Source organism: Candidatus Hydrogenedentota bacterium (assembly GCA_035450225.1).
GTDB lineage: Bacteria > Hydrogenedentota > Hydrogenedentia > Hydrogenedentales > SLHB01 > DSVR01.
Map to the genome: position 1 here is coordinate 307334 of DAOTMJ010000001.1, position 12869 is coordinate 320202.

Consider the following 12869-nt stretch of genomic DNA (forward strand, 5'->3'; position numbering starts at 1 on the left):
CATGATCTCCATGCATCTTCAAAGCCGCATGACAGTTTCCATGCGCCTAGCCGGCGTATGCGCCATAGCCTTGGTGGCGGTGTCGGCCATGGCCAGTGCGGCCGACACGCTTGAACAACGCAAACGGGAAGTGGCCCGCGCTTCATTGGACCGGCTTGGGCGTCCGGACGCGGGCGCCTTGATTGACAATGCCTCACAGGCGGAGGCGCTAACGGATATCCGGGTGGATGGAGTGGGACCCCAAGCCCTGCTGACCGTCGAAACAACCGGCGAACCGGCCTACAAGGCGTTTACAACAGAAGAAGGCCGAAAGATCGTATTGGACGTGACGGGAGCCGTCAACCTTCAAGCAGGCAAGGTGTTTACCCCCGCACAGGCAACAATCGTTCGCCAAGTGCGCACCAGCCTTTTTGCGGTGGAACCGCAATATATTTCCCGCGTGGTAGCGGATTTGGCCGGTCCGGGACATTACACGGTCGCGCGGGAGGGCAATCGCATCTGTCTGACCATTACCGGCAACGGGGCGAATCCGCCCACGCAGACGGTCGAAACAATAAAAACGGCCGAACGCATCAACAAAACCAAGGCGTCCCTCGAGGCGGTGCGCAAGGAAGTGCAGGAAAAGCGCGTTCGCAAGGAATGGGTGCGGGACGGCGCCATGCGCGTCGGTTCGCTCGCGCACTCGATGAGTAAAAGCGGGGTGGAAGTTGCTTCCCGTGTTCGCGACGGCTTTATGACACTGGCCGCCCGTCAACAGGCGGCCATGCCGAATCCATCCGAACATCGCGTGGAATATCTTGCGCGGGACTTGGAAATGGTGAAAGCGGCGGAGATAGAGTTGCGTATGCCGCCGTTAGCCCGCCTTGCCCAAGTAGCCGCGGAACCTGCGCCGCCTCCGGCTGAAACGGCCGCGTCGAATCCCACGGAAACCGGCAATCAGGCGGATCCGTCGCAAACCACGGGGACTCCGGCCGCTTCGGACAATGCCGATGCTTCAGCGGAACAACAACCCGCCGCGGAACCCGCACCGGCCGAGCCGCCACCGCCCCCCAAACGTGACGAAGGCGCCGAGGGCGCTTCGGGCGGTGTTGCGGCCATCGGACGCATGAAACAGTTGATTTCCGGCATCGCCGGCACGCCGTCCAATCCCGCCGAAGCGGGATTATCGTCGCCCTCCGTGGTGGATGCCCAAAATTTGCCACGGGCCGCAAAGACCGATTCCGCTTCCCCAAGGCCGGAATCGATCGAATCACCGCCCTTTGCAGGGAACCCGTTGGAGCAAATCGTCAACATTGATTTGCGCGAAATGGATTTGACCAACGTTGTCGCGTTGCTTGCTCAAAAAGCGCAAATTAATGTGATTGCGGGCACTGAACTCAAAGGCGTCGTGACGGCCAGTCTCAAGAATATCACCCTTCGCAAGGCGATTGACACGGTACTGCGCATGAACAACCTCGGCATTGTCGAGGAAGAAGGCATTTACCGAATTGTTCCCTATGAAGACGCCCTTGCCGCGAAGCGCAAGACCCTTATGGTCAAACTCGACAGCGCAAAGGTGGAAGAACTTCAGAAAACGCTTCAGGACGTTGTAAAAGGAACGCCGGACGACAATTTGGTTTCGATTTCGGTGGACAAGCAGACCAACACGCTTATCTTGGCCGGACCCGACATGCGCATCCAGGAACTGGAAAAACTTGCGCGCGACCTTGACGTGGCGAAACCGGCCACCCCAACGGTTACCGAGGCCATCAAAATCAACAACGCCGATCCCGAGGAATTATCGAAACTGATAGCCGGCATTCAAACGCCTGAAATTGGGAAAGCCGCCGTGGATGCGCGTAGCCGGATGTTGGTCGTCACCGACGTGCCGGTGGTCTTGGAACAAATCCGCGATCTCATCACGAAGGTGGACATGCCCGTGAAGCAAGTGACAATCGAGGCCATGGTCGTGGATGCGGTGCTGGCCGACAATGCCGAAACGGGCATTGATTGGATTTACAAGGCTATCAACTTGCGCAGAGACCTCACCGGCCTCGGCATGGAAAACGACACGACGGGCAGCGTTCTTACGCCGGGCGCCATTACCGCGATTCCCATGGCGGGACGGCTTACGTTTGCGTTGTTGTCGTCCCATGCGGACATTCAAGGCGCCATTGCGGGCCAGGTCAAAGCCAACAACGCCAAGCTGCTGGCCAATCCCACCGTGGTCACCGTCGAAAACAAGAAGGCAAACATCAACATTACGCGTGAAATTCCCTATATCCAATATACGCAATCCACCACAGGGCCGCCCATGGCGACCACGGCCTTCAAAGAAGTTGGTATCATCATGACCGTCACGCCCAACGTGTCGCACGACAATCACATCATCTCGGACATTGATGTAAAGGAGAGTACCTCGACCGAAGTGGTCAACGATATTCCCGTCGAGGCAAAGCGGCAGGCGCAAACGTCACTGCGCACCAAGAACGGCCAGACTATTTATATTGGCGGCCTGCGCCAACTCGACGACACGACCTCGGTCAGTAAGACGCCCATCTTGGGCGATATCCCCATCATGAATCTGCTTTTCCGCAGCAACAGCATCAAGAAACAGCGCTCGGAATTGCTGGTTTTCCTGACATGCACCGTCTTGCCCGATGAAATCGAACCGTTGTCAGCCGAACACCAACAAAGGTACGACGAATTGGGCCGAACCCCGTTTATCCCCAATTCACAGCATACGTTGATTCACAATACACTCAATCCGGGCGAATTTCGCGACCCGGCGTGGAAGTATCGCCGGCCCGTCGAGGACGGACCGCTGATCCCGAAACCCGAGAAAAAAGCGGGCGCCAAAAAACGCCCACAACGGATTGAGCGGGTAGACTAGACCTACACACCACACACGACAAAAGGGATACGAACGTCGGCCGGGCGTTTCGGCGAGCGTTCGCGTCCCTTTTGTCGTTCCGCTCTCCAATGGGAACTATCGGAGCCCATAACGCGCCATCTTCTACCGGGATGAAAATGAAGTATCCTCGTCCTGCCGGGACCACATTTATTCCTCAATGCGGTAAAGATGGGTTTTTGTGCGCAGAAAGAGCGCCTTGCCCGCAACGGCCGGCGAAGCCATCATGCCGGCGTCGAGTTTGTTCGTGGCGAGAATTTCAAAGGTCCGGCCCGCCTTGAGAACCACCGATTTTCCCTGGGTGCTGAAAAAATACAGCCGGGATCCATCGTAAATGGGCGAGGCCATGTAGTTGCCGCCCAATCGCTCGCTCCAGATTTGTTCGCCTGTGTTCGCGTCAAGGCATGAGGCAATGCCGTCGTTGCTTATCAGATAGATCAAATCGCCGGCCAGCACGGGAGACGGTTCCTCAGGCACAATTTTACCGGAAACCTTCCACGCCACATGTGTATCGGTGACGTCGCCGTGTCCATCGAGACGCATCGCCCAAAGCTCCGCGCCTCCGCGTCCGGTCACCACATACGCCAATCCGTTGCCTTGCACGGGACGAACCGCCGGCGAATACGCGGAATGATGTGTTTTCCAGATTTCCCGCCCCGTGCGAACGTCATAGGCATAACCCGCGTAGGAACTTGGACTGATCAACTGCGGAACACCGCCGGTATTGACAACGATCGGCGTCGTGAAGGCCTTGTGGAAGTCGCCTTCCCGGACTGGTTTTCCGTCGGCATCGAGATCGGGCCAAGGCGTCGTTCGATCGGTCTTCCAGATCGTCTGGCCCGTTTTTGTGTCCAGCGCCGTCACATATTGAACATCGGCCCCGTCAAACGTCAGCACAAGCATCGGACCGTATAAAATTGGCGAGGATCCCGGCCCACGGTAATGGCGGCAAGGAAGGTCGGTGCGGCGCCACAGGACCGCCCCGGTGTCCGAATCCAGACAGGCGGTTCCATAACTGCCAAAATGGATGTATACCCGCCCCTTTTCGATGGCGGGCGACGGAGACGCATAACAATTGACATCGTTTCCCAGCGGTTCCGGGTTGTCCGAATGGAACAGTTTTTCGCAAAAAACGATTTGACCGTTTGCGGCATCCACGCATATCGCGAAGAAATCATGGCCTTCCGGGGACGCCGTTGTCAGCCATATCCGCCCATCCATCACAACAGGCGTGGACCATCCTTGCGGAGGAATTGCCGTTTTCCATTTGACATGGTCGGTTTCGCTCCAATGGATAGGCAGATTCGATTCTTCGCCAGATTGAAACGGCACATGGCCGTCTCCGGTCGGCCCCCGAAATTCCGGCCAATCCGAAGACGGTTTCGCGGCGCCGTGCGCCGTGAACGCCAAGAACAACGCCATCACCCATGCGGCAATGCACTTACGGTTTCCGAATGGCATTTCACATCTTTTCGCATATCCGCACCATACGGTTTGGATTCGCCCTTTCAGTGTACAGACACGGTCTGGCCGTAAGGTCTCCATCATGGGTATCTTTCCCTTCATTTCACCACGGGCAGGCCGTCGAGTTCGATGGCTACGGTGGCGACGGCGTCATCGGGCAGGGTTTCGGGCAAATAGATCTGCTTGTTCGCGTTGTCGAAGCGCAGCGGTTCGCCGGTTTTCAGGAGCCATGCGCGACGGATGTCGTTTTGCAGACTTGGCAAGGCGAGCGGGCCGCCGGGATGCGTTTCGAGGTGGATGTAGAGCCGATTGTCTTTCGCGGTGCACTTGCCCGCGGGCAGGTTTATAAATGGCGAGGCCGTCGTGCCGTAGATGGATTCGCCGTTGGCCTTCAGCCACGCGCCGATGGCTTCGAGCCGTTCGACGAGCGGCGGGGGAATCTCGCCGTCGGCGTTCGGTCCAACGTTCAGCAACAGGTTGCCGCCCCGGCTCACGATATCCACCAGGCGCCGGATCAATTCCGTGGCGCTTTTCAAGGGCGCATCGCCCTCCTTGTATCCCCATGACTCGCCGATGGTCATGCAGGCTTCCCACGGAATGGCCGTGCGTCCCTCGAATTCGGCGGCCTTGTCAATCTCGACGGGCTGCTCGCGCGTGTAGAAATCCACAAGTCGGTTCCTGCCGCGCTCGTCCTTGCCGACGCGGTCGTTGATGAGGGCGTTGGGCTGGAGGGTGCGGATTTCCGCGATGAGCGCCTCGCTTTTCCAGTCGGCCATCGGGCGGTCCCATTCGCCGTCGAACCAAACGCAGTCGATTGGGCCGTAATTCGTGCAGAGTTCGCGGACTTGTCCGAACAGGAACTCGTCCACGTATTTCGGGAAGTTTGCCGTGTAATCGGGATGATGCCAGTCGAGCATCGAATAGTAGAAACCAATCCGCATGTCCGACGCGCGGGCGGCAGCCACAAGTTCGCGCACGAAATCGCGGCCCGGCTTGCCCTTTCCGGCGCTGTACGCCGACAGGGCGGTGTCGAACATGCTGTAACCTTCATGGTGCTTGGAGGTAAAAATCAGGTAGCGCATGCCGGCGGACTTCGCGATGCCCATCCACCGGTTCGCGTCGAATTTCGCTGGTTGGAACCGTTCCGCGTATTGCGCGTACTCCGCTACCGGCACATGGTCGTCGTTCATGGACCACGTCGCGCAGACGCCCTTCTCGTTCTTCGCGCGGACCGCGTACGTGCCCCAATGGACGAACATGCCGAATTTCGCATCGCGAAACCATGCCGTGCGACGGTCGCGCGCATCGTCGGGCGATTCGGCGGGCGGCTGTTGCGCGGCGAACGCCGTACCTTTGTCCACGATACCGGGCATTGTGTAGTAACTCTCGAAAAACTGCGCGAGCGTGCCGGGATATACGGCGCGCTTGATGTTCATCCACGTCTGCTGATCGCCCACGGCATAGTATAAAAAGGTCTTGCCGTTGTACTCGACCGTTTCCGGATCGGAGTTGTTGATGCCTTCCTCGACGCCTTCGGGGGCGAGCACGGGATTGGCCGCGCTGAATTCCCACGTTTTGAGGTCTTTTGATCGCGTGAGGTAGGTTTCATAACGCCACAGCGGCGAGCGATGTTCGGTGTAGAGTACATAATAGTAGCCGTTCGCGTAACGGATGCTCGGACAGGCGGTGTAGCGGTTCGTGCCGAAGGTCGCGTCAGGCAGCTTCGTCCACGTTTCCATGTCCTTCGATTGCGCGAGTTTGATGGTGAAAGCGGGGTATGTCGGATCGTTGGATTCGTACACCATGACGAATCCATCGGGGCCGGCGCAGATGGAACTGTTGAACAGGCTTTCCTTCTCCTGTTGGATGGCTACTTTGCTTTCCCACGTTTGCAGGTCTTTCGACTTGAAGATCGTGACGTCGTTCCAACTATTGTCGTCGCCCCAGCGAGACGCGCACGCGTAGAACGTATCGCCGTGCACGAAGGCGTTGGCAAGGCCGTAGCCCTCGGCGAAACGGGCCATTTCCTTGCCTGTTTCGACATCGCGCAACAAAAGGCAATAGTCTTTTCGCGTGCCGCCCGACGCGGGCCGCACACATTCGAACATGCACAGCCGGCCCTTCCAAATCACGGGCGTCACCTCGCACATATCGCGCATGACGATAGCGTTTTCCTTCTTGATCGCCAGCGGCGATGCAGGCGGGGGCGGCGGCGCAATCGAGGCGAAGATGTCCGCCGGCCACGCGTTCAAACGATGAAATCCCTTCGGCACGTCCTGCTGGAATTGGACATAGGCCCTCACATCGCCCTTGGTCGTGTAAGGGATGTCGCCCACGGAATCTTTGTCCACCTTGACGCCGAAGACTTTGTAGCCCATGAGCGTGCAGTCCTCGAAGTCCACGTGGAAGTATTTGCCGTTCTGCATGCTGGTCACGATGCCGTCGCTGGGCGTGCCGGCCGGTTGCGAGAAATTGAGCACGATCAGTTTGCAGCGCGTGACTTTCGCGCGCGTAAACGTGTGGAATCCGTAGTTGCCGCCCTTGAGCGCGCATTGCGGGCTTACCATCGTACAGTCCTCGAAATAGACATCGGGCCGGTCGAGCATCGCCTCGTTTTCGACGCGCACATAGGCGGCCGCCGTATCGCCCCACCAGTCGAGCGCCGCCAAATGGCACCGCCGGAACACGATTGGTTCCTCCGTGCGTGAAAGGCAATTCCCGACACCGCCGCCGAACGCGCGGCCCAGCGAGATGCAGTCCTCGACGACGATGGTGAACGGTTCGAGATTGTCCACGAGATCCCACATCAGCCCGCCGTCTCCGCCGGTAACGTAGAGATTGCGCAAGACCCATCGGTCCCAGCATTTCGCGGAGAAACTCTCTTCCGTGTGTTCCTTCGACCAGCCTTTTTTATAGGAGCGCAATGTGCCCCACCAGTCGTAGCTCTTGAAGCCCTTTTCGGGATCCCCCGAATCAATGACGACATGGCCGGTTTTTCCTGAACCGTAACGGCCGTCCACATCGCCGATAAAAAGATTGTACGCACCTTCCGCCCCCTTGAACGCCGTGTACAGATTTGGCTCCATGTAGATGTCCGGGCGCACGATGACACGGTGTCCGCCCCTGTCGTCGGGGATTGCGGCCAGCGCCGCCTGGATGGTCGTGAACGCGTGCGCCCACGATGTGCCGTCCGAGTTGTCGCCCAGCTTTGAGACGTACAACGTGACGCCCGTCCGTCCCCACAGAGGCGGCTCCGGCAACGCCGCCATGCCATTCGCCATGCAACCCACCATCAACGACACCAATCCAGCCATGACTCGCCTCCCGTAGCGCTGTCCCGTTCCAAGATTCGGGATGTTGTCCGTAGTGCGGGCTTCAGCCCGTTCGTTCAGGCGTTCGGCGCCGACCCACGGGCCGAAAGCCCGCACTACATACGTTATTCCATGAACGTCTTCAGTGTATCAGATCCGCGCACCGCCAACACCTGGAAGATGCGCCGCAATGAATGGCGCCTCAATGTGCGACGGACACGCGTCTCATGGCCAGGAGCATTTGGGGTCATTCTACACGCATCATTCGTAATTCTTTATTCCCTCCGGCCTGTCCGTGGACTCGCTTATCGCGGCGAAGCAGAAACTCGGCGTGGACGTGCTCAAGAACAAACAGCAACTGGTCCACACCCTGGAAAAGGCGGCTGGCCAGGAACTGGCAGAGAAGGCCAAGCAGAAAGCCGTGAATGCCGCACTGCAAAAGGCAGTTAAGGAATGATATTCTCTCAGTCAACTCTTGGCCGATCCGCAAATGTCAAGTTTTATTTTCGCCCGTTTTCTACGGGCGCGGATCGCGTTCAGGAGGCGTCGAATGCGTTCAGGAAGTCTTCGCGCGATATGCGCGCTTGGGTAAGGATGGTGCGGAGCGTCGAACCTTTGATTCTGCGATGAGAAGGCATGGTCAATGGGGTGTTGGTTCCGTCCGCGCTTTCACGAAGCATCGAAATGTGATTGCCTCTTCGGACCTCGCGGAAACCGAGCCGTTCAAAGGCCCGTATGACTTGTTCCAATGGCGCGTCCGAGGGAAAGGCGGTCATTTCACCTGGACGCCTGCTTCCGCCACGAATGCTTCAAGCACTGGCGTCTCAGGGTCGGGATCGAGAACGTCCTCGCCGAAACTTTCGACGTGGAAGCGGATGGCCGATTCGATATCCTGCAACGCCTCCGCGTACGTTTCGCCTTGGCCGACGACAACGCCTTTCAATCCGAGGGGGTAAGAGACGTATCCGTCTGCGTGGTGCTCGACCACGACTTTGATTGCGCGATACACGGCATCATGCTCCTTTTCTGTTAGCGCAATCACTATGCCATTCCATGCAACGCTCTGTCAATCCGGCCAGGACTGAAAAACCATCCCCCCGGATGGGATAGTCCTTCCGTCGCGGATCGTGAAACCGTCGATTGTCGCGTTGTTGGCGCCCAGGATCACGTGATAGGCGGGGCTTCCCGATCGGGCCGTGGCGCCGCTGATAGTGGTAACGTGCGTGCGCCAGTCTCGTTGGCCGCGTGTCGTCTCCATTCCTGCAAAGCCGCCATATACATTGACGCCGTCTTTCATCTGGAGAGAGCCGCTGGTGTTGTTTGGACGCGATTCGGCATAGATCCCCTCCGCAACCCATACATCCTCCCCAACGCCAGCGGCATCCAGTCCCTCTTGGATAGTCTGGAACGCCGTAGCCCACGATGCCCCATTCCACGGCCCTGCCATGTTGTCTTTGTCAACGTATACGACCGCCCATGCCCCGGCACAGATCCAAAGACCGGCCATCGCAACAAGAATAACCGACGTACGCATGATTGCCCCTTTCATGTCGAATGCCAACGTGCCTCGACTTATACAGCAACACGATCCTCCTTTATTGCCGGTTTCCAGCGGCATTTTCGCAATTATAACACTTTTTTGTTCGGCGTGAATGGAAAATACTTTTGCATCCACAGCGGCGCGATGCATCCTATGGCCTTGCGATGGCTTCGCGGTAAAGTTCGACGTAGGCCTTTGAGGAACGTTCCCAAGAGAAGTCCTGTTTCATGCCGGCGAGACGGACGGCGTTCAGTACGCTGGGCTGCCTGTACAATTCGATCGCCTGGCGGAAAGCATGGAGAAACGCTTCGGGGGTTTTGGGCTGGAAAACGATGCCGGTGGCCTTGCCCTTCTTGATGTTCGACGGGGTAATGGGAACGACGCTGTCCGCAAGCCCCCCGGTTTCGCGGACGATGGGAATGGTTCCGTAGCGAAGGCTGTAAAGCTGGCTCAGGCCGCAGGGTTCGTAGTGCGAAGGCATGAGAAAGAAATCCGAACCGGCCTCGATTCGGTGGGAGAGGGCGCTGTCGAACTTGACCAGGACCCTCATGTGCGCGGGATGGGCGGCCTCGATGCGGCGCAGCGGTTCGACATAGTACGGATCGCCTGTGCCCAGGATGACGATTTGAACGTCTTCCTGGAGCATGGCGGGGATCGCGTTGACCAGCAGGTCCAGGCCCTTCTGCCAATAGAGCCGCGAAACCATTCCAAAAAGCGGCGCGTTTCGCGGAGGCAGGCCGAGTTCGTCTTGCAGGGCACGCTTGCAGACGGCCTTGCCGGAAAGATCCAAGGCGGAATAGTGCGCGGCGATGTGGGGATCCGATACGGGATCCCATTGGGTATAGTCCACACCGTTCAGAATGCCGTGCAGGCTGTTCCGGCGGGTGCGGAGAAATCCGTCCAGTCCTTCGCCGAATTCGGGCGTCAGGATTTCCTGGGCGTACCGCGGACTGACCGTGTTGATCTTCGTGGCAAACGCAATGCCGGCCTTCATTAGATTGATATCGCCGTGAAATTCGAGGCAGTCGGGCGTGAAAAGATCCCAGCTGAAGCCGGTGTTTTCGAGAAAACGCGCCTTGTATCGGCCCTGGTAGGCGAGATTGTGGATGGTAAACAGCGAGGGCATGCCGCGCCAAGCCTCCGTGTGGGCCAGCCGTGTCTTGATATAAGCGGGAATCGGCGCCGTATGCCAGTCGTGGCAATGCACGATGTCGGGCCGCCAATGCGTCTGCGGAATCGCGTGCAGCAACGCCAGACAGAAGAAGCAATATCGTTCCGCGTTGTCCTCATATTCGTAAGCGCCGTGACCATAGGGATGTTCGCGCCCGAAATATCCGTCATGCTCGATGAGGTACAAGGGAATGGAGGACCCGGGCACGGTGCTGATCCGCAACGCGCCCCATTGGGTTTTGGCGCCCAGATCGGCCATGCACAGGCAATATTGATCCCCGCGATGTTCCGGCGGGATCGAACGATAACAGGGGATAGCGACGCGCACGTCGTGTCCTTGCGCGTGCAGGGCGCGGGGCAGCGCGGAGGCGACATCACCGAGACCGCCGGACGTTACCAGCGGCGCGAGTTCGGAACAGGCATAAAGGATCTTGAGCGATTTGTTTGAGGGACGCTTTTTTGCCGGCATGCGAAATGATTCAACCCTTTATCGAGACGATGTGAAACAATTCCGGTTCGTCCCATGTGGAAACTTTCAGTGCCTTGAAACGTCTTTTCAGGAAGCGTGCAAGGACGGGAAGGATGAGGCGTTCGGTGGCGGCGTGTCCGGCATCAATAAGGGCAAGGCCCTTTTCCTGTGCATTCAGGGCGTCGTGATACCCGATATCGCCGGTAACAAGGGCATCTATACCGCCGGGAATGTCGCCGATTCGGCTCGCGCCCGCGCCGGCAATCACGGCCACGGTGCGTATGGGCCTTGCCGGATCCCCCACGACACGGACATGGCCGGCGCCAAGCGCGGCACGCACGCGACGAGCCAGTTTACCCAACGGCACGCTGTCCGGCAGTTCACCGCATACGCCGAGTCCGGTATTCCGGTCAAGATTTTCGAGCGGGACAACATCGTAGGCCACTTCCTCATAGGGATGCGCCCGCAACAACGCCTTGATTACGCCTCGGATATGCTGCCGCGGCACAAGCGCTTCCAGGCGGCACTCGTTTTCCTCATTCAAGGCCAGGCGTTCGCCGGCCGCCGGATTCGCGAACTCGTTCGGGCGAAACGTGCCTGTTCCCGGCGCGCTGAACGAACAATACGAATAGTTGCCGATCACGCCCGCGCCGGATTCACAGATCGCCTCGCGCACGGACGCCAAATGCGCAGCAGGCACAAATGTCACGAGTTTGACCTGCTTGCCCTGCTCGACGAAAAGACGTCTGCATCCGACAAGTCCCAGCGCATGTGCCAGCGTATCGTTGACACCGCCCGGCGCCACATCGAGGTTCGTGTGGGCAGCGAAACATGCAATGCGCGCTCCGGCAAGTTCGAGGCACATCCGCGTGTGCGGATCGTCCATACGCAGCGCCTTCAGCGGTTCCCAAATCGGGGGGTGATGGGACACGATCAGGTGGACGCGCCGCCGCCGGGCGGCCTCGGCGCATGCCGGCGTGACCGTCAGGGCGAGCATCACGCGGCTCACTTCCCATTCAGGATCGCCGACGGCCAACCCGCAGCGGTCCCATTCATAGGCCAGTTCCCGGGGGGCGAATTCTTCGATGGCTTCGACGATGTCGCGAACGTTCACGGTTGCAACTCCATGGAAATTGCCGCGTATCCAACCACGCGCGAATAATCGCCCGACATTTCGGCGCTGGTCCGGTAATCGAGGATGGACCACTCGCGCGCGCCGCGTTTCAGTGCGCAAGCCATCGCCGCCACGACCGCCGCGCCCCCGCACATCGAACAGGAATCCTCGGCCAGCGCTTTCGCGAACCGCGTGCAATCCTGGCTCAGAAGCACATCCATCGTGTGCTTGTCCACTTGATGAGCCTGGTCCTCACGCAAGTAATGGGACAGGTCCGTTGACGCGACGATCAAATCGGACGGATCGATCAGTTCCGCGAGCCGTTCACCGAAACGGATATGCCATTCGCCCGGAGGGCCGCCGAACAGCACCGGCACAACGGGAACGGCGCCGACGGCGATCTGAATGAAGGGCAACTGAACCTCCAGCGAATGCTCGTAACGGTGCGGCTCGTCCGACACCGAATGGCATTCATCAGCCAGAATGCCGGCAAACGCGCCGTCGGCCGGAAGTACGCCGAGCGGGGTTTCGTACGCATCGTACGCCGCGACGGACGCTGTTTCGATGGCATAGCGATGGCTGCATCCCATGAGAACGATGCGGCGGGGACGCTTGCCCCGCACACGAGCGTAGGCGAACCCCGCCGTCGATCCCGAATAGACGTAGCCCGCATGCGGCGCGACAATCGCCGCCACAAATTCCGGCGCGGCTTCCTGCCCGGAAATCGCAAGGCACTGCTCGATGGTCCGGCGCAGTTCGTTCGGCGTTCCGGGATAGAACTGGCCGGCCACGGCCGGTTTTCGAGTTCCCATGGGCGTTCTCCTCCAACTCGCATGACTGCGATTCAAGGTATCACATCATACGCAATTGCGACAAAAACTTCCGGCAACCGTTGCGGAGTCCTCGATACC

The 12869-nt window shown here is 58.9% G+C and carries 10 protein-coding genes; 2 read left to right on the top strand and 8 right to left on the bottom strand.

Features of this window, described 5'->3' with window-relative positions; translation table 11 throughout:
* The first annotated feature begins 1 nt into the window (after position 1).
* Positions 2 to 2872 carry a secretin N-terminal domain-containing protein gene (locus P5540_01200; protein HRT63416.1) on the top strand — a complete coding sequence of 957 codons (2871 nt, stop codon included), beginning with the start codon at positions 2 to 4 and terminating at the stop codon, positions 2870 to 2872.
* A 168-nt stretch (positions 2873 to 3040) separates the two neighbouring features.
* Here P5540_01200 and P5540_01205 read toward each other — a convergent pair whose 3' ends face one another.
* The gene (locus tag P5540_01205; protein HRT63417.1) at positions 3041 to 4351 is read right to left on the bottom strand and encodes a PQQ-binding-like beta-propeller repeat protein; all 1311 of its coding nucleotides are present in this window, start codon (positions 4349 to 4351) and stop codon (positions 3041 to 3043) included.
* 101 nt (positions 4352 to 4452) lie between these two features.
* A complete protein-coding gene (locus P5540_01210; GenBank protein HRT63418.1) occupies positions 4453 to 7668 on the bottom strand; it encodes an alpha-L-fucosidase in 3216 nt (1071 codons plus the stop codon).
* A gap of 292 nt (positions 7669 to 7960) precedes the next feature.
* Between P5540_01210 and P5540_01215 the strand changes: the two genes are divergently transcribed.
* Positions 7961 to 8122 carry a hypothetical protein gene (locus P5540_01215; GenBank protein ID HRT63419.1) on the top strand — a complete coding sequence of 54 codons (162 nt, stop codon included), beginning with the start codon at positions 7961 to 7963 and terminating at the stop codon, positions 8120 to 8122.
* 79 nt (positions 8123 to 8201) lie between these two features.
* On the opposite strand, the gene P5540_01220 is transcribed toward P5540_01215, so the two are convergent.
* The 6 genes from P5540_01220 to amrB all read right to left on the bottom strand — a co-directional run bounded on the left by P5540_01220 (position 8202) and on the right by amrB (position 12770).
* A complete protein-coding gene (locus P5540_01220; protein ID HRT63420.1) occupies positions 8202 to 8441 on the bottom strand; it encodes a type II toxin-antitoxin system HicA family toxin in 240 nt (79 codons plus the stop codon).
* Positions 8438 to 8674 (bottom strand): type II toxin-antitoxin system HicB family antitoxin, encoded by a 237-nt coding sequence (locus P5540_01225; GenBank protein HRT63421.1) that lies wholly within the window; start codon positions 8672 to 8674, stop codon positions 8438 to 8440. Before P5540_01225 ends, P5540_01220 begins: the two co-directional genes overlap by 4 nt.
* Before the next feature lie 57 nt (positions 8675 to 8731).
* Positions 8732 to 9199 (bottom strand): DUF1565 domain-containing protein, encoded by a 468-nt coding sequence (locus P5540_01230; GenBank protein HRT63422.1) that lies wholly within the window; start codon positions 9197 to 9199, stop codon positions 8732 to 8734.
* A 157-nt stretch (positions 9200 to 9356) separates the two neighbouring features.
* A complete protein-coding gene (glgA, locus tag P5540_01235; GenBank protein HRT63423.1) occupies positions 9357 to 10844 on the bottom strand; it encodes a glycogen synthase GlgA in 1488 nt (495 codons plus the stop codon).
* Positions 10845 to 10854: 10 nt separating this feature from the next.
* On the bottom strand, positions 10855 to 11958 hold the full coding sequence (locus tag P5540_01240; GenBank protein ID HRT63424.1) for a Nif3-like dinuclear metal center hexameric protein: 1104 nt from the start codon (positions 11956 to 11958) through the stop codon (positions 10855 to 10857).
* Positions 11955 to 12770, bottom strand: coding sequence for an AmmeMemoRadiSam system protein B (gene amrB / locus P5540_01245; GenBank protein HRT63425.1), 816 nt, complete (start codon positions 12768 to 12770; stop codon positions 11955 to 11957). The genes P5540_01240 and amrB overlap by 4 nt, the downstream gene beginning before the upstream one ends.
* Between the last annotated feature and the right edge of the window lie 99 nt (positions 12771 to 12869).

Excerpts from the sequence above, each read along its gene's own strand:
- P5540_01200 (HRT63416.1), top strand. The coding sequence starts at position 2 with ATGATCTCCATGCATCTTCAAAGCCGCATGACAGTTTCCATGCGCCTA.
- P5540_01205 (HRT63417.1), bottom strand. The coding sequence starts at position 4,351 with ATGCCATTCGGAAACCGTAAGTGCATTGCCGCATGGGTGATGGCGTTG.
- P5540_01210 (HRT63418.1), bottom strand. The coding sequence starts at position 7,668 with ATGGCTGGATTGGTGTCGTTGATGGTGGGTTGCATGGCGAATGGCATG.
- P5540_01220 (HRT63420.1), bottom strand. The coding sequence starts at position 8,441 with ATGACCGCCTTTCCCTCGGACGCGCCATTGGAACAAGTCATACGGGCC.
- P5540_01230 (HRT63422.1), bottom strand. The coding sequence starts at position 9,199 with ATGCGTACGTCGGTTATTCTTGTTGCGATGGCCGGTCTTTGGATCTGT.
- glgA (HRT63423.1), bottom strand. The coding sequence starts at position 10,844 with ATGCCGGCAAAAAAGCGTCCCTCAAACAAATCGCTCAAGATCCTTTAT.
- amrB (HRT63425.1), bottom strand. The coding sequence starts at position 12,770 with ATGGGAACTCGAAAACCGGCCGTGGCCGGCCAGTTCTATCCCGGAACG.